Origin of the sequence: Superficieibacter electus (assembly GCF_002915575.1) — a bacterium.
Lineage (GTDB): Bacteria > Pseudomonadota > Gammaproteobacteria > Enterobacterales > Enterobacteriaceae > Superficieibacter > Superficieibacter electus.
Window position 1 is genome coordinate 23351 of record NZ_PQGD01000002.1, and the last position, 17003, is coordinate 40353.

The 17003-nt window shown below is 53.4% G+C and carries 18 protein-coding genes; 7 read left to right on the forward strand and 11 right to left on the reverse strand.

All coding sequences use genetic code 11. The features are described from left to right. Nucleotides 1-5: 5 nt before the first annotated feature. Together CHU32_RS02175 and CHU32_RS02180 are read left to right on the forward strand one after the other, a co-directional pair. Nucleotides 6-200 carry a hypothetical protein gene (locus tag CHU32_RS02175; protein ID WP_103678593.1) on the forward strand — a complete coding sequence of 65 codons (195 nt, stop codon included), beginning with the start codon at nucleotides 6-8 and terminating at the stop codon, nucleotides 198-200. Nucleotide 201: 1 nt separating this feature from the next. Further along, the gene (locus CHU32_RS02180) at nucleotides 202-981 is read left to right on the forward strand and encodes a hypothetical protein (protein WP_103678594.1); all 780 of its coding nucleotides are present in this window, start codon (nucleotides 202-204) and stop codon (nucleotides 979-981) included. Nucleotides 982-1015: 34 nt separating this feature from the next. On the opposite strand, the gene CHU32_RS02185 is transcribed toward CHU32_RS02180, so the two are convergent. Beyond that, complete coding sequence (locus CHU32_RS02185) at nucleotides 1016-1447, reverse strand: OsmC family protein (RefSeq protein WP_103678595.1); 432 nt, start codon at nucleotides 1445-1447, stop codon at nucleotides 1016-1018. A 223-nt stretch (nucleotides 1448-1670) separates the two neighbouring features. Between CHU32_RS02185 and sra the strand changes: the two genes are divergently transcribed. After that, nucleotides 1671-1811: a stationary-phase-induced ribosome-associated protein gene (gene sra, locus CHU32_RS02190; protein WP_103678596.1), complete on the forward strand. Its 141-nt coding sequence runs from the start codon at nucleotides 1671-1673 to the stop codon at nucleotides 1809-1811. 239 nt (nucleotides 1812-2050) lie between these two features. Here the strand turns inward: sra and fdnI are convergent, their stop codons facing one another. From fdnI to CHU32_RS02210, 4 genes are all read right to left on the reverse strand, one after another. Further along, the gene (gene fdnI, locus CHU32_RS02195; protein ID WP_103678597.1) at nucleotides 2051-2704 is read right to left on the reverse strand and encodes a formate dehydrogenase-N subunit gamma; all 654 of its coding nucleotides are present in this window, start codon (nucleotides 2702-2704) and stop codon (nucleotides 2051-2053) included. Continuing rightward, nucleotides 2697-3578 carry a formate dehydrogenase subunit beta gene (gene fdxH / locus CHU32_RS02200; RefSeq protein ID WP_103678598.1) on the reverse strand — a complete coding sequence of 294 codons (882 nt, stop codon included), beginning with the start codon at nucleotides 3576-3578 and terminating at the stop codon, nucleotides 2697-2699. Before fdxH ends, fdnI begins: the two co-directional genes overlap by 8 nt. Nucleotides 3579-3588: 10 nt before the next feature. Next, nucleotides 3589-6636, reverse strand: a complete 3048-nt coding sequence (gene fdnG / locus CHU32_RS02205; RefSeq protein ID WP_103678599.1) for a formate dehydrogenase-N subunit alpha — start codon at nucleotides 6634-6636, stop codon at nucleotides 3589-3591. 180 nt (nucleotides 6637-6816) lie between these two features. After that, nucleotides 6817-8307: a SmvA family efflux MFS transporter gene (locus tag CHU32_RS02210; protein ID WP_103678600.1), complete on the reverse strand. Its 1491-nt coding sequence runs from the start codon at nucleotides 8305-8307 to the stop codon at nucleotides 6817-6819. Nucleotides 8308-8428: 121 nt separating this feature from the next. Here CHU32_RS02210 and CHU32_RS02215 point away from each other — a divergent pair, with 121 nt between their 5' ends. Continuing rightward, nucleotides 8429-9004 (forward strand): TetR family transcriptional regulator, encoded by a 576-nt coding sequence (locus CHU32_RS02215; RefSeq protein WP_103678601.1) that lies wholly within the window; start codon nucleotides 8429-8431, stop codon nucleotides 9002-9004. A gap of 85 nt (nucleotides 9005-9089) precedes the next feature. After that, nucleotides 9090-9515, forward strand: coding sequence for a nucleoside triphosphatase NudI (gene nudI / locus CHU32_RS02220; protein ID WP_103678602.1), 426 nt, complete (start codon nucleotides 9090-9092; stop codon nucleotides 9513-9515). Between the two features lie 44 nt (nucleotides 9516-9559). Here nudI and nhoA read toward each other — a convergent pair whose 3' ends face one another. From nhoA to CHU32_RS02240, 4 genes are all read right to left on the reverse strand, one after another. Then, complete coding sequence (gene nhoA, locus CHU32_RS02225; RefSeq protein ID WP_103678603.1) at nucleotides 9560-10405, reverse strand: N-hydroxyarylamine O-acetyltransferase; 846 nt, start codon at nucleotides 10403-10405, stop codon at nucleotides 9560-9562. A 72-nt stretch (nucleotides 10406-10477) separates the two neighbouring features. Next, nucleotides 10478-12097 carry an ABC transporter permease gene (locus CHU32_RS02230; RefSeq protein ID WP_425444878.1) on the reverse strand — a complete coding sequence of 540 codons (1620 nt, stop codon included), beginning with the start codon at nucleotides 12095-12097 and terminating at the stop codon, nucleotides 10478-10480. A gap of 75 nt (nucleotides 12098-12172) precedes the next feature. Then, nucleotides 12173-13141, reverse strand: coding sequence for an ABC transporter substrate-binding protein (locus tag CHU32_RS02235; protein WP_103750771.1), 969 nt, complete (start codon nucleotides 13139-13141; stop codon nucleotides 12173-12175). Beyond that, nucleotides 13138-13839, reverse strand: a complete 702-nt coding sequence (locus tag CHU32_RS02240; RefSeq protein WP_103678606.1) for an ABC transporter ATP-binding protein — start codon at nucleotides 13837-13839, stop codon at nucleotides 13138-13140. The genes CHU32_RS02235 and CHU32_RS02240 overlap by 4 nt, the downstream gene beginning before the upstream one ends. Nucleotides 13840-13863: 24 nt before the next feature. On the opposite strand from CHU32_RS02240, the gene CHU32_RS27985 reads away from it, so the two are divergent. After that, nucleotides 13864-14142: a hypothetical protein gene (locus CHU32_RS27985; protein WP_133159292.1), complete on the forward strand. Its 279-nt coding sequence runs from the start codon at nucleotides 13864-13866 to the stop codon at nucleotides 14140-14142. Here CHU32_RS27985 and pptA read toward each other — a convergent pair. Together pptA and CHU32_RS02250 are read right to left on the reverse strand one after the other, a co-directional pair. Next, nucleotides 14130-14357 carry a tautomerase PptA gene (pptA, locus tag CHU32_RS02245; protein ID WP_103678607.1) on the reverse strand — a complete coding sequence of 76 codons (228 nt, stop codon included), beginning with the start codon at nucleotides 14355-14357 and terminating at the stop codon, nucleotides 14130-14132. The genes CHU32_RS27985 and pptA overlap by 13 nt on opposite strands. Before the next feature lie 60 nt (nucleotides 14358-14417). After that, complete coding sequence (locus CHU32_RS02250) at nucleotides 14418-15422, reverse strand: LacI family DNA-binding transcriptional regulator (protein ID WP_103678608.1); 1005 nt, start codon at nucleotides 15420-15422, stop codon at nucleotides 14418-14420. Nucleotides 15423-15737: 315 nt separating this feature from the next. Between CHU32_RS02250 and CHU32_RS02255 the strand changes: the two genes are divergently transcribed. Then, nucleotides 15738-16934 (forward strand): L-talarate/galactarate dehydratase, encoded by a 1197-nt coding sequence (locus CHU32_RS02255; RefSeq protein WP_103678615.1) that lies wholly within the window; start codon nucleotides 15738-15740, stop codon nucleotides 16932-16934. The last annotated feature ends 69 nt before the right edge of the window (nucleotides 16935-17003 follow it).

Consider the following 17003-nt stretch of genomic DNA (forward strand, 5'->3'; position numbering starts at 1 on the left):
TATCTATGCATTGGTTCCGTTCACTTTTTACCAGCCCCGAAAAGTTTTTACAGGTTATTAATCATCACGATATTGAAGAATCTATTGAGGGTGGCGAGCGCATTCTGGTCGATGATGACGGCAACGCCACAGTAAATGTCCACTGCCGCGCCGTGCAGGACGATTTTAATCGCCACGTTAACGCATTGAAAAGGGCCTGAGATGGGAACGGCTATTTTTATGGTACTGATGGTGTGTGGATACTGGTACAGCAGCCGGGATTTATCCACCCGCTTTAAATTTAAACGCACTTTTGGTTGGGATGTTTATTTTCTTGTTGCCCTGTATGGCTGTATTTTTGTCCTGCAAGGAATTATCGCCACTGGCATTTTATGGCTGCTGTTGCTTATTGCCTCCATCACGATGAACGCCCTGCCCGTATGGTTTGGACCAGAAGAACATCGATTCCAGATGGTGTTTATGAACTGGAGCTTTCTGGGCATTCAGGCACCAGTAGTCATTATGCTGGCTTTCGCCATTTTCTTTTGTCTTTATCGCTCGAACTGGGCAATGAGCGCCAGACTGGATAGCAAAGGACGCTTGTCTTTATATAAGGAACTGGCCAGCGCAAACAGTCTTGAAGGACTGCTCTATCAGTGCATGGAGAGCGGGCAACTGGTCTGGCTTACCCTCAAGTCACAACGAATCTATATTGGCATGATCCATGCCGCCACATTTGATTCCAGTAACGCCAGTAATGTGGTGATTATTCCCATGCTAAGCGGTTATCGTGATAGTAAAACCTTTGAGTTTACCGCCGAGCATAATTACAGCGCCTGGTATGCCGAACACGACATTACCCTGTCCTCTGAACCGCAATCAGCGCTGGATTTTCGCAAGGTTATTTTACTTGAACAGGTTGAGAGCTTTTCACTTTTTGACCCTTCACACACGCTGGCGCTGGGCATGCGCAAAGAAAGCGAAATGTTTAAAGAAGGATGAGTGATTCGCCCGCAAAAAGCGGGCGAAAAAGGAATTATGCGTTTAGCTGATAATCAAGGGTGATGTCAGCATTCAGCAACTGTGAAACCGGGCAACCTGCTTTCGCTTTCTGGATAATGGCATCAAAGGCCGACTGCTCAATTTGCGGCACTGACACTTTACTTTGCAGCGCCACTTTAGTAATCGCAAAGCCGCCATCTTTTTTATCCAGCGATACATCTGCGGTGGTATCAATGGAGGTAGGAGCATAGCCCTGCTCGCCCAGCATCAGAGAAAGCGCCATCGAAAAACAGGCGGCGTGCGCAGCACCAATCAGTTCTTCAGGGTTGGTTCCCTTCTCACCTTCAAATCGGGTGTTGAAACCATAGGGGCTTTGATTAAGGACGCCGCTCTCCGTTGAAACCGTCCCTTTACCGCTTTTGATATCCCCTTCCCAGTGTGCCTGACCTTTCTTATGAATCGTCATAATTGACTCCTTTTTGCTGTTGAGACAACAAGTATAGGACGCACGTATGAGTTTGCGGCAAATGGAGAGAGTTCTTAAAAACCGGCTGTGCAATTGCAAAACGCCTGGTTATGGTCAATGCTTTACAATCCAGTTCGCAGCGCGAGCTGTCCTTAAGGGGAACGTTTCGTCCGGTACCCACCGGGCTTGTCCTTGAAACCATCTACAGGATTAAGGAGTAAGAATGAAATCGAACCGTCAGGCACGCCATATCCTTGGACTCGATTATCGAGTATCTAACCAGAAGAAAGTGGTCATTGAAGGCGATAATGTCACGCCAGTCACCCATACGCATGCGACCGGGCGTAAGCGCCGTAGCGAGTAACTCCGCTTTCTGAGCAGGATAAACGACGCCATCTTCTGTGAAGATGGCGTTTTTGTTTGCGCTTTGCGCAGAGGTGGCCATGTTATGCTGCCAGACGCGTTGAGTTTATCGCTGGTGTTTCAGATAGTTTTTATATTAACTAAGTGTATGTTGTAACTAAAGGCGGTGTTTCTGCCACACGTACCATCGCCAGTCAATTGATCTTACGCCCCGCCGTTCCCTCTGCGGGGCATGAGATATCACAGCCCTTCGGTGCTTTCTTTCTTCGCTTCCTGCCGTTCAACGTCCCGATACCAGCGCGGGTGGTGCTTCTTCGCCCAGCGTCGGCTGACCTTCCCCTCTATCATGCCTTTAATTGAGCCTTTGACCCAGAACGCCATATACATATGGATCAGAATGGCGTGGATCAAAATAATCGCTGAAGTAGCATGCAGCAGCAGACCATAGCGGATCACCTGCACCGGAAAGTAATGGGCAAACCATGGACGCCAGATTATAACCCCCGTCACCAGTAGCACGAACGTCATGCTCATGATGGTCCAGAACATCATTTTTTGCCCGGCATTGTACTTCCCTACTCTGGCGACCTTATGCTCGTTGCCCTTAAGCACCTCAACGATCCCTTTCAACCACGGAATATCCTGCTTGTCCGGAATGTTATGGTGTACAAAGCGCGCAAACATAAACATCAATGCAATGAAAATCGCGACCCCGAAAAAAGGATGCAGGATGCGTCCCATCTGCGGTGTACCAAAGGTCTCCGTCAGCCACTGGAGCGTGGGGAAGAAAAACGAAATCCCCGAGAGCGCCACCAGAAAAAAGCAGATCACTACCGTCCAGTGACAGGCACGATCGATAAATTTGGTGCGCACAATCATTCTGGAATTACTCATGCTCTTTCTCCTCGTCATCGACCTCTTTGTTCGGACCGATGCCGATATAGTGATAAATCAGTCCGGCAAAGGTGGCGACGAAGCCCAGAGCGGAGAGCGGCTTCAGCACGCCCTTCCATAGCGTCACAGCGGGATCTATATGCGGATCTTGCGGGAGTTCGTGATAGAGTTGCGGCCTGTCAGCGTGATGAAGAACGTACATCACGTGGGTCCCCCCGACGCCCTGTGGGTTATAGACGCCTGCATGCTGATAACCACGCGCTTTTAACTTATTCACGCGCTGTTCGGCCACCTCCAGCATTTCCTGCTTGCTGCCAAAATGAATAGCGCCGGTAGGACAGGTTTTGACGCAGGCAGGCTCCTGCCCGATGCTCACCCGATCCACGCACAGGGTGCATTTATAGACACGATTATCCTCTTTATTCAGACGCGGCACGTTGAATGGGCAACCGGCAATGCAGTAACCGCAGCCAATACAATGCTCCGACTGAAAATCGACAATCCCGTTGGCATACTGAATAATCGCCCCGGCAGAGGGACAGGCTTTAAGACAGCCCGGATCTTCACAGTGCATGCAGCCATCTTTGCGGATAAGCCACTCCAGCCGGCCATTCTCTTCGGTTTCGCTAAAACGCATCACCGTCCAAGATTTGGCGCTCAGATCGGCCGGATTATCGTAAACCCCCACGCAGTGCCCCACCTCATCGCGGATGTCATTCCACTCTGAACAGGCCACCTGGCAGGCCTTACAGCCCACACAGGAAGAAACATCGATGAGCTTGGCCACTTCCAGCTTGTGATCGCGCACCTGCGGAGGCGGCGTCACTGGATTGGTAGCAGAGCGTTTAATAATGTCTTGTGTTTCCAGTGCCATTTTTCGCTCCCTACGCCTTCTCGATATTGACTAAAAACGCCTTATATTCCGGCGTCTGCGAGTTCGCATCGCCAACATTCGGCGTGAGCGTATTGGCGATGTAGCCCTTCTGCGCCACCCCTTCAAAGCCCCAGTGCAGCGGAATACCAATGGTTTCCACCTGCTGACCATTCACCTGCAACGTTTGCAGACGGCGAGTCACCACTGCTACCGCGCGAATAAACCCGCGCTGGCTGCTCACCGTAACGCGATCGCCATTAACAATGCCTTTCGCTGCCGCCAGCCCTTCGCTTATCTCCACGAACTGCTGCGGCTGCGCGATGGCGTTCAGTCGCGCATGCTTGGTCCAGGTATGAAAATGCTCGGTCAGACGATAGGTGGTGCCGACGTACGGAAAACGGTCTTTCTTACCCAGACGCCGCGCATCCTCGTCATACAGGCGTACGACCGGGCTGGACACCACATTTGGATGCAGCGGATTAGTGCCGAGCGGCGTTTCCATCGGCTCGTAATGTTCCGGGAACGGCCCTTCAGCCAGCTTATCAAGCGCAAATAGTCGTCCCAGACCTTCCGGCTGCATAATAAATGGTCCGGTGCGGCTACCCGGTGGCGCGGTAGTGAAATCGGGAATATCGTTACCGCTCCATTTGCTACCGTTCCATTCAATCAGCATCCGTTTCGGGTCCCAGGGTTTGCCGTTAATATCTGCCGAGGCGCGGTTATAGAGCACGCGGCGGTTGAGCGGCCACGCCCAGGCCCAGCCGAGCGTATTCCCCAACCCGGACGGATCGGCATTATCACGATTCGCCATCTGGTTGCCCTGTTCTGTCCAGCTACCGCTGTAGATCCAGCAGGAAGACGCTGTGGTACCGTCGTCGCGCAGCAAGGCAAAGCTATTGAGTAATTGCCCTTTCTTCGCCACCAGCGCACCGCTGGCATCAACTAAATCGGCCAGCGCCACGCCGTTATTCTCTTTCGCCACTTCTTCAGATTCCGGGCGATGCGGCTGTTTATACTCCCATGACATTTTCAATAATGGCTCTGCGCCAGCACCGCCTTCGCGGCGGTACAGTTCACGCAGGCGGTGGTAAATACCGGCCAGGATCTCGCCGTCATTTAACGCCTCGCCTGGCGCATCCTGCCCTTTCCAGTGCCATTGCAGCCAACGTCCGGAGTTGGCGATTGAGCCATCCTCTTCAGCAAAGCATGTAGACGGCAGACGGAACACTTCGGTCTGAATAGATGCCGTCTCCACATCATTCATCTCGCCGTGGTTTTGCCAGAAGGTTGACGTCTCGGTCACCAGCGGATCGATGACGATCATGAACTTCAACTTGCTGAGCGACTGCACTACCTTGTTTTTATCCGGGAATGACGCCACCGGATTAAAACCCTGGCAAATGTATCCAGTGACGTTGCCTTTGCTCATCATGTTGAAATACTTGATGACGTCGTATGACTGGTCCCATTTCGGCAGCCAGTCAAAACCCCAGTCGTTCTCCCGCTGCGCCGCCTCACCATAAAACGATTTCATCAGGCTGACGAAAAACTTCGGATAGTTACTCCAGTAGTTCACCTGATCCGGCAGGGTTGCTTTGGGTGTGCTGGCCGTCAGGTACGTTTGCAGATCGGTTTGTTTTTCCGATGGCAGCGTCAGATAACCCGGCAGGCTGGTAGACAGCAGCCCTAAGTCAGTTAACCCCTGAATATTAGAGTGCCCGCGCAGCGCATTAACCCCGCCGCCCGCCATCCCCATGTTTCCCAGCAATAACTGGATCATCGCCATGGTACGGATGTTCTGCGCGCCGACGGTATGCTGCGTCCAGCCCAACGCATACAAAAAGGTGGTGGTACGGTTTGCCGCACTGGTCGATGCCAGAGCCTCACAGACTTTAAGGAAATCTGCTTTTGGCGTGCCGCAAATATTCTCCACGACGTCAGGCGTATAGCGCGAGACGTGTCGTTTAAGTAAATTCCAGACGCAGCGTGGATGGCTCAGAGTGTCATCGCGCCGGGCATAACCCTGTTCATCAAACTGATAGTGCCAGGAGGATTTATCGTACTGGCGCGTTTTTGCGTCGTAACCGCTAAACAGACCGTCATCAAAATGGAAATCATCGCGTACCAACAGGCTGGCATTGGTGTAATGCTTCACGTAATCAGCATTAATCTTTTGATTTTGGATCAGATACAGCAGTACGCCGGAGAGGAATGTAATGTCCGTACCGGAGCGAATAGGCGCATAGATATCCGCCACCGAGGCGGTACGCGTAAAGCGCGGATCGACCACGATCAGCAGCGCGTCGTTATTGTTTTTTGCTTCCATCGCCCAGCGGAATCCCACCGGATGGGCTTCGGCGGCGTTACCGCCCATCACCATCACGACATTAGCATTTTTGATATCAACCCAGTGGTTGGTCATCGCACCGCGACCAAATGTTGGAGCAAGACTTGCTACCGTTGGTCCGTGTCAGACGCGCGCCTGGTTATCTACCGCCAGCATTCCCAGCGAGCGAACGAATTTTTGTGTCAGCATGCCGGTTTCGTTACTGGCGGCCGAAGCGCATAACATGCCAGTGGTCAGCCAGCGATTGACCGTGACGCCGTCTTCGTTTTTCTCAATAAAATGGGCGTCACGATCCGCTTTCATCAGCCGGGCGATGCGTTCAAAGGCGTCATCCCAGCTAATACGTTGCCATTTGTCTGAGCCTGGCGCACGGTACTGCGGATAGCGCAGACGGTTTTGACTATGAACATAGTCCAGCAAACCCGCGCCTTTCGGGCACAATGCGCCACGGCTAACCGGATGATCCGGATCACCTTCAATATGGTATAGCGCTTCTTTGGCATTCATAGCGCCATCACCCAGGCTATACATCAACAGCCCACATCCCACGGAGCAATATGTGCAGGTGTTACGGATCTCTTTTGCGCGCAATAATTTATAATCGCGCGCCTGAGCCAGCGCTGTGGTGGGAGCAAATCCCAGCACTGCCGCCGTCGTCCCGGCCATACCGCCCGCGCAGATTTTAAAAAATTTTCTGCGACTGACGTCCATTGCATTCCTCATTATTCTGAAATGTCGTGCGGCACGGAAACTAACAGCAAACCCGCTGATTTTTTTGCGTCAAATCAATTCTGCCAGCCGGTGCCCCCTTAATAGTCGCGACGGGCGAATTTGATTAATCCTTAGGAAGTAATGGACTGAACAGTCATTCCACGCCCGGGAACAAAAGGGTTATTTCTGGCGATGGGGGTTTGCCAGACCAAACCAGATGGCAGCGGCCAGCAGGAGCAGCATCCCGCCGGCAGCACTGAGCGCCACGCTGTGTGAGGTGATAAACGCCTGCCTGGCGGCAGCAATCACACTGCTGGCGATCCCGTCATCCAGCGTCGCGGAAAGCTGCACCGCCTCAGCGATAGATGAGGTTGCCTGCCCGGCCTGCGCTGTCGTCAGTCCGGCGGGCAGGCTAATGGAGTCTGCATAGCTGCGGCTGAGGATCACGCCAAACAGCGCAATGCCCAGCCCGGCACCGAGTTCATAGGCCATCGTTTCAATGGCCCCTGCCGCCGCGGCCTTTTCTTGCGGCGCGGCCGCCATAATAGCGGCCGTCGAGGCCAGCAAGGCACTGGCGGCGCTAAACCCCAGTAACGCCATCAGGCATCCTGCCTGTACGGGCTGGGCGCTGAAACTGGTCATTGACAGTCCGAGAAAACTGAGCGCGCTGAGTGCCATGCCCCCGGTCGCCACACAGCGCAGCCCCAGACGCGAAACCAGGATGCCCGCCACCGGTCCACTAAAGCCACTCGCCACCATCACCGGCAGCATGAACAGCCCGGCGGCAAATGGCGTCATACCGTGGACAAACTGAAGCTCCTGCGCCATCAGCAGCTCAAATCCCACCAGCGCAATCATCGCGGTCATCGCCATCACCACCCCGCTGACAATAATGCGGTGAGTAAACAGCCGCAGATCGATCATTGGCTGCGCCGTCCTTAACTGAAGACGTATAAAAATAGCTAATAACCCGGCACCAGCCCCTAAAATCATCAGCACGAGACCGCCGGCAAGTTGTCCTTTCATTCCGGTTTTAATGCCATACACCAGCAGCAGGATCGCGCTAATCAGCAGCAACGCGTGTGGAAGATTCAGCGGCTGTTCAGCCCGTCCCGGCTGACGCGGCAACAGGTATGCGCCCAGCAACAGCACCGCCAGAATAATCGGCACGTTGATCAGGAATATCGCACTCCAGTGAAACTGCGCCAGTACCATTCCGCCGATAAGTGGACCGAAGGCAGCGCCTCCCGAGCCGACAGCGGTCCAGATGCCGAGCGCAATATTACGCTCGCGAACCTGCGTAAAAGTCAGGCGAATGCCGGCAAGGGTCGCCGGAAGTATCATTGCTGCTCCGCCAGCCAGCAGCACACGCGTCATAATCAGCCATTCGGCACTATGAGCAAATGCAGCCAGAAGTGAGGCGATACCAAATAAGGCGCTACCAAGCATCAACAGGCGCTTATACCCTATCCGATCGCCCAGCGCGCCCATTGGTAAAACCAGCCCAGCCATCACCAGCGAATAAATATCAATGATCCACAGCAATTGGTTACCGCTCGCGCCCAGCGTCACGCTTAACGTCGGCGCAGCAACATGCAGCACCGTGGCATCGATAGCCACCGGAATGTAAACCAGGACGATAACGACTAATGTCAGCCACTGACGAGACATAAAACTATCCTCAACTTTGAAACTGGACAGATGTCCAACCTCGCCGATCCTACGGAAAGTTGAACACTTGTCCAGTTTTTTTGGTATCCTCTTTTCAACCACAGTAAGGCTGGAATAAATCATGAGCTATTTAAGTCGTGAACAACGCCGTGAGCACATATTGCAGGCGGCAATGCGGGTGGCGCTGAATGAAGGATTCGCCGCCATGACTGTACGGAGGATCGCCTGCGAAGCAGGTGTGGCGACCGGTCAGGTGCATCATCATTTCACCTCCGGTGCGGAATTAAAATCACAGGCGTTTATCCGCACTATTCGCGCATTACTTGACATAGATGTGCTGGATCAGGATGCCAGCTGGCACGAACAGTTGCATTCCATGCTCGGCAGTAATGACGGTCGATTTGAAAATCATATCCGTCTGTGGCGTGAAGCGCAGATCCTTGCAGCGAAAGATGATGACATTAAAGGTGCCTATACGCTGTCCATGGAAATGTGGCATGAAGAAACGGTGAAAATCATCCGTCAGGGCTGTGAAGCGGGAGAATTTACCCTTTCCGACAGTGCGGAAAATATTGCCTGGCGACTAATTTCTTTGGTCTGCGGCCTGGACGGCCTCTACGTACTCGGTATGGCAAGCCTTGATGAACCGGCTTTTGAAAGCCATCTGACACGGTTGATCAGACTTGAGCTGGGCTAACGCAAGACGCGGGTATGGCATTTATTTTGTACAGGTGTATTTTTAACGTTGTCTTTACCATGGAATAATCTGTTACGGAGATAACATGCGCCAGAGAATTATTACCTGCCCTGTCATTCAAAACGAAGGGAAATACCTGCTGTGTAAAATGGCATCCGATCGCGGTGTTTTTCCCGGCCAGTGGGCGCTACCCGGTGGTGGAATGGAACCTGGCGAAACGATGGAAGCCGCGCTTCGCCGGGAGATCCGTGAAGAACTGGGTGACGCGTTAATAATTACGGAAATAAAGCCATGGGCGTTCCGTGATGATATACGCGTCAAGCGCTATGCAGATGGCACCCATGAAGAGATTTACATGATTTACCTTATCTTCGACTGCACCAGCATGAACCGGGAAATAACGTTTAATGAAGAATTTCAGGAGATTATCTGGGTGCCCGCTGAAAAGTTAAAACAGCTGGATCTCAATGACGCTACCCGCATTACCTTTGCCCAAAAAGGGCTTCTCTGACTAACACGGCTTTATTCCCCACGCTTTTCGGTGGGGAAATAACGTTATTTTCCCGCCTGCGGATGCGTATCAAATCCGGCCATGACAGCGGCCAGGGCGTGCTGAGAAAAACCATAGCGGTGATCGGTTACCCCTAATCCAAAACGTTTTTGCAAGATGTCATACAGCGCCGGCACATCAGCTAATGTCAATTGTTCAAGCGCGTGTTCATGCTGCCAGTGAGTAAAATGAAAATTGGTCAGGGTAAGTTTGCCGCCATCAGGTAAATGACGACACATCAATAAATGATGGAGAAAATGTGATTGTGGCCAGTGGGCCGACCAAAAATTACCCATCATAAAATCCGCCAGATACTGCTTCGTTAAATCGAAACGATACATTGACTGCCAGCGCTCATGGTGGCAAAACTGTAAAATCCAGTCGTTCCCTTCCTGCTGTAGACGATAGCGGCCGTGGGGTGTACTTTGCTCCTCATCGGCCAGCAGACGAATTGGCGCAGTCAGCGTCTGGCTGCCAAAACCCACATCGGCGATCCACGGCTCCCCGTTAAGCGTCACCAACAGCAGCCGATGTGTACGCGGCGGCATCTGCGGTGGATTGGCCAGAATGACTCGCCCCAACAGGCTACGAACGTCGAATCCCACGTCTTTCAGCGCACGCTCAAATAACCCGTTCTGTTCGAAGCAATAGCCACCACGCCGCGCGGTGATAAGTTTGTCTTGCAAAGACTGCTCGTCCAGCAGTATTTCTCGCGGCAGCAGGACATCCAGGTTTTCGAATGGAAAAGTACAGTTGTGCTGTAAATGTAACATTCGTAGCGTGGCGATACTTATATCTGGCAATTGCTCAATGCCCATTCGGGAAAGATACGCGCGCAAAAATGGGGTCATCACAGGCTCCAGTAAAGGGTTTTATTTGTTATACCCTGGATTTTCAATCGCAGTTGAGAATTTGTGCGATCGCTACCGACGCTCACCTCGTTGCACGATGGCCAGCGCACCCAGCATTAGCATCAGCCCGCAGAGCAGCGTCAGCGTTGCCATCGCCATGCCTTGTCCTGGGGAACCCTGCTCAAACTGACGCCAGATAAAAACGGCGACGGTTTGCGTCCCCGCGGGAGCAAGCAGTAACGACGTCACCAGTTCACGCGACGCAATAGCAAATACCATCAGCATGGCAGCCAACATGGCTGGCGAAACCAGCGGCAGGACAATTAAACGCAGCGCCTGCAGAGCCGAAGCTCCATGAACGCGCGCCGCCGGTTCAAGATTACCTCCAAGCTGGCGCAGTGCGCTGCTGACATAACGTACCGGCCAGGGTAAAAGCAGACAGCAATAGGAAAGTAATAATATTGCCCAGGTATTATAGGGTGATACCGGCCAGAACGATCGGTTCCACAGCAGGATCAGTCCCACGCCAACCACAACACCGGGAAGTGCAGCGGGCATTAGCGACAGCGCGTCAATTATTCCGCGCCCTTTTATTTTCTGCACCACCACCAGCCATGCGGCCAGCAGCCCGATCGTGCCCGTAACCAGCGCGGCGCAAAAGGCCAGCGACAGACTGGTTCCCAGCGCGGAAAGCGCATCGCCCTGTTGACTAAACAATGCTGCATAATGTGACAACGTCACGTTATGCCACGACACGCCACCCGATAACGTAGACATAATCCCCGTTAATGCCATTGATAGCACAGGCAATCCGGTTGCCAGCAGGGCCACCATGCTCATCACCAGTATAGCCGGCAGCAGCAGAATTCCCGCCCCGGCACCGTGATTTTCACCCGGCTTACCGGTGATACTGGTAACCTCTTTCTCGCCTACCAGTCGTCGCTGTAACCACCAGCCTCCCAGCGCGACGATGATTAATACCAGCGACAATAGTGACGCCCCTGGCAGATCAATAGGCCAGTCCGCCAGCTTTTTTTCAATCCCTACCGTCAGCATTACCACTCCCGCCCGCGATCCGAGCGCGGCGGGAACGCCATATTCTTCAATCGCCAGCGTAAAGGCCAGCAGCATCCCCGCCGCCAGCGCCGGCGACACCATCGGCAGAGTGATATGCCAGAATGCCCGTCCTGCGGTGGCCCCATGCACCCTGGCCACCAGTGCGAGCCGCTGGCCGCTGGCCAGCAGGCTGCGTGAAACGGCAAAGTAAACCACCGGGAAGATATTCAGGGTCATCACCAGCACAATGCCGCTGCGACTGAACAGCAAATCATTCAAATTAACGCCGGTCAATTGCTGAAGATACCCCTGGGTCTGCAACACCAGCGTCCATGAAAGTGCGGCAATATAGGGCGGGGTCAGGAACGGGATCAAAAATAATGTGTCCCACAGTTTTGCCAGTGGCAACCTGAATAATCCGCGTACCACCCCCAGCGGCAGGCCAATCAGTGCGCTCAGCAACGCCACACTTGCCGCGATAGTCAGCGTTCCGCCAAGCATCGCCGGCAGTTGCGGATCGCGAAGCAGCGGTGAAACGCCGGCAAAGGCATCCTGCCACGAACCGGCGCTAAAATGCGGAAAGATAGCCTGCAAAATAATAAACAGCAGCGGTAAGGCAACCAGCACCAATAACATCGCCAGCGTAAAGGCCGGAATGAATTTTTGTTTCACAAGTCTGTCCTGCAGGCAAAGTCGCCTGTGCCGATAACGTTATTGCGCAAAGAGTTTATTAAAGCGGGACAGCACACTGCTGCGCTCACTGCTTCCATCACTGGTCGTGGGCAGGATTTTCAGTTCATCCAGCAATGGGCGTTTTGCGTTAACATCACTACGTGCTGGCATCAGCCAGGCATCAGCCACCAGCGCCTGACCTTCAGGTGAAAGAACATAATCAATAAACTCTTTCGCCTCTTTAGCTTGCTGCGTGGTTTTGAGGATCATCATCGGCCGCGGGGCAATCACCGTCCCGCTGGTCGGGAAAATCACTTTCAGCGATTCCCCCTGGCTGATATTACCGTATGAAACGTAGTCCACCGCGCCAAAAACTGCCGCTTTCGCTCCCTGCATCACCGGCGTCACCGCCTGCGCATTGGGTCCACTGACTACCATACCGTTCTTTTTCAACGCGCTGAATAAGTCCCAGGATTTCTCACCCATCCCATTTTGCAGGCCAATCAGCAGATCCAGCGATGCTCCGGATAGTGCCGGGTCCGGAGTCGTGACGTTATCCTTAAAATCCGCACGAGTGAGGTCCTGCCATTCTTTGGGCTCCGGTGTACCGCTCTTGCTATTCCAGACGATAGCCAGCGCCGACACGCCCTGAGCAACAAAATCCGATGATTTTAAATTTGCCGGAACGTTCGCTGCATTAGCACTTTGATAAGGCAGTAACCAGCCGCGATGATGCAAATCTTCCGCCGTATCCCACGAGGCAGAAATAAGCACATCGGCCTGCGGATTTGCCTGTTCGGCTTCCAGTCTGGCCATTACTTTTCCGGTCGTTGCCTGGAAAACATTCACTTTCACACCCGTTTTCTTTTCATAACCGCTGGCAAGATTTTTTGCGAGCGTTCCGGGACCGGCGGTGTACACCGTCAGCGCATGAGCGCTGGATATCATGGCAGATGACAACATAATAGCGACAGCAACTCCTTTGTTGATGAACAGACTGGATGTCATACGGGTTCCCCTGAGGCTGAAGTAACAGAACGAATAGCGGCGATACCGCCGCCAGAAAGATACACAATGCGGTCGGCCAGCATTTCGGCTTCATGGCGATCATGAGTGACATAGATAGCCGTGGTCCCGAGCTGACGTAAGAGCTGGCGAATTTCAAGGCACAGCGATTCGCGCAGTTCGCTGTCAAGGTTGGAAAGCGGTTCGTCAAACAGCAACACGCGCGGTTCGGCAACGATGGCCCGCGCCAGTGCCACCCGCTGTTGCTGACCGCCGGACAGCCCGGATGGTTTACGATCGGCAAAAGGGGCAAGTCCCACACGCTCAAGCGCCAGCATAACGCGGCGCGCACGTTCAGCACGCGCTACCCGACGCATCCTGAGGGGGAACGCGACGTTCTGCGCCACCGTCATATGTGGCCACAAGGCATAATCCTGAAAGACCATGCCAATATCCCGTGCTTCCGGGGGTAATGACCACCCGCGCATTGCCACGCGGTGTTCGCCAAAAAAGATCTCCCCGCCGCCGGGCTGCGCCAGCCCGGCCAACAGGCGCAGAAGCGTACTTTTACCGCAGCCGGAAGGGCCAAGCAGTGCCACGATACTGCCCGCATCGACATGAAGATCAATCTGGTGTAGTACGGTTTGATTGCCGAAGGCGAATGAGACGCCTTGCAGCGAAAGTGAGGTGAATGCGTGCATCAACGCCCTCCCATGACAGGAGGCGTGTCATCACCGACGGTCAACACCCGACGGGTCGCACTCACCTGTGAGAAACACAGGGGAGCCAGCATATTGTTATCCTCTTTGGGACTTTATCTGGCGGTGACTATAGAGGCGGTGCATGACCGGGAAATGACAGTTTTGTGGCGGTTTGATGTGTGGAGTAATAACGTCAATCGTAAAGTGGCGCTAAGGCAAAAGCGGCCAGAAAAAGCAGAGGTGATCGTCACACCCGGGCCCGGTAAGCACTGCGCCACCGGGCAAAACGGTCACATTGTGTAGCCTGGTTTTTTAATCAACTCGTCCATATGGGGCGCAATTTCACTATCCCATACCTGCTGCCACTTCTCCTGGGCAACTTGCTGAAGCGCAACAGAAACGGAGCCTTCTTTACTTTGCAGATGGCGGACAATAACCTGCGTAATGTCAGCGGCCAGCGCTGATTTTTGCTCATCGTTAAGATCGCGGGGAAAGCATTTGATATCAATGTGCGGCATGGTCTTCTCCTTTGTGAACAGACGCTCACACTAGCATAAAAATCGCCGGGCGATTTGTCATTACGCCGACTCACGTTCAATCAGGTGAAAACCGATATCAATAATGCTTTCGTCACGTTCAACCCCCTCAATACGGTCAGCCAGCAGCGTTGCCGCCCGACAGCCAATGTCCCGCCTGTCGATACTAACGGTAGTGATAGCCGGTCGATTACTGGCGGCAAAATCCAGATCGCCAAACCCGATGACCGCCAGATCGCGCGGTACGATCATGCCACGGCTCTCTGCTTCCATAATAGCGCCCTGTGCAAGCGTATCCGAGCTACAAACGATAACGTCATAGTTCTCCTGTGTCAGAAGCTGTGCAAGTCCGCTACGCCCCAGCGCCAGTGAAGCGGGTAGCGGAACATCTACCTGCCCCGGTTCACCAATACCATGGCGACTTAGTACCTCGCACAGTCCCTGCTTTCGCTGGGCCGCACGGCGGTCGGCCGTCCATAATAACCCTGCCCGGCGGTAGCCTTTACGCAGCAAAAACTCACCGGTTGCCATACCAATTTTCTCATGGGAAAAACCCACCAGCATATCCAGCGGCGTCGGCGTCAGGTCCCAAATCTCCACAACCGGAATGGCGGCGTTAAGAATGATTTTCTTAAGCGCCGGAGAATGATGGATTCCGGTGAGCACCACGCCATCCGGACGGCGCGATAACAGTGTGGCGACCAGCTCTGATTCTGTTTGCTGGGTATAACCTGCCACGCATAACAGCATGTGATACCCGCGCAACGCCAGCTCATCGCTGAGCGTCTGAATAGTATCGACAAACATATTGTTATTGATCTGTGGTACCACCACCGCAATCAGCCTGCTCCGCCGTGAGGCCAGGCCGCCTGCCAGCGCATTGGGAATATAGCCAGTAACCCGCACCGCCTGCATGACCTTCTCAACCGTTTTTGGACGAACCAGTTGCGGCGTATTCAGCGCCCGGCTCACCGTCATTGAGGATAATCCTGCCGTACGGGCCACGTCATCCAGCGTAGGTGCGCGGGTTGGTTTCGAACTTTTCACGACAAAGCCCTTTTAAGGATGGTTAGGGTGTTTATGACATTATTCATGATGCACCGTCTCATTGCCATACGCCGCCTGGTTTTCAGCCATAAATCAACTTGTTAGGTATTTCTCTTTTTTGAAAATGTTATCGCTATCATTTTAAGTTGTGCATACTCACAAAGAAGCCAGGAATGTGATCTCTTCAGGGAAAATAGCGATTATCATGAGCATCTTTGTGATCGACTGTACAAAATTACCTCACAATAGTGGCAACCAACAATGGTTAAAGATGGAAATGTTAGCGCAAACATTTTAATTCATCAGGAGAAAATCATGACGACAAGTGCTAATTCTGACGCCGTTTCCTATGCCCGTGTTTCGGGCGTAAAAACCGCTGCTGAAACCGGCGATCGTATTGAATGGGTAAAACTCTCACTGGCTTTCCTGCCACTGGCGACCCCGGTCAGCGACGCAAAAGTGCTTACCGGCCGCCAGAAACCCTTAACCGAAGTCGCTATCATCATTGCAGAAATCCGCAGCCGCGACGGATTTGAAGGGGTCGGCTTTAGCTATTCAAAACGTGCAGGCGGCCAGGGAATTTATGCGCATGCCAAAGAAATTGCCGATAACCTGCTGGGTGAAGATCCCAACGACATCGACAAAATTTACACCAAACTGCTGTGGGCTGGCGCGTCGGTGGGCCGCAGCGGAATGGCGGTTCAGGCCATCTCCCCCATTGATATTGCACTCTGGGACATGAAAGCGAAACGCGCCGGACTGCCGCTGGCGAAACTGCTTGGCGCTCACCGTGACTCCGTCCAGTGCTACAACACCTCCGGCGGTTTCTTGCATACTCCACTGGATCAGGTACTGAAAAATGTGGTGATTTCACAGGAAAACGGCATCGGCGGCATCAAAATTAAGGTGGGACAGCCCAATACGGCGGAAGATATTCGTCGTCTGACCGCAGTACGTGAAGCGCTTGGAGATGACTTCCCCCTGATGGTTGATGCTAACCAACAGTGGGACCGCGAAACGGCCATCCGCATGGGCCGGAAAATGGAGCAGTTTAACCTAATCTGGATTGAAGAACCGCTCGATGCTTACGACGTTGAAGGTCACGCTCAACTGGCAGCCGCGCTGGATACGCCGATTGCTACCGGCGAGATGCTCACCAGCTTCCGCGAGCATGAACAATTAATCCTCGGCAACGCCAGCGATTTCGTACAGCCTGACGCGCCACGTGTGGGGGGCATTTCACCCTTCCTCAAAATTATGGATCTGGCCGCTAAACACGGGCGTAAACTGGCTCCGCACTTTGCGATGGAAGTCCATCTACATCTTTCCGCCGCCTACCCACTGGAGCCGTGGCTGGAGCATTTTGAGTGGCTGAATCCGCTGTTCAACGAGCAACTGGAACTGCGCGACGGCCGGATGTGGATCTCTGAGCGACATGGCCTGGGCTTCACGCTGAGTGAACAGGCACGTCGCTGGACACAACTGACCTGCGAGTTTGGCAAACGTCCTTAATCTATCTGTGCGGGAATACCCTTCCCGCCTCTACCCTACAAAATAAAACTCAACCCTGTTAAGGAGTTG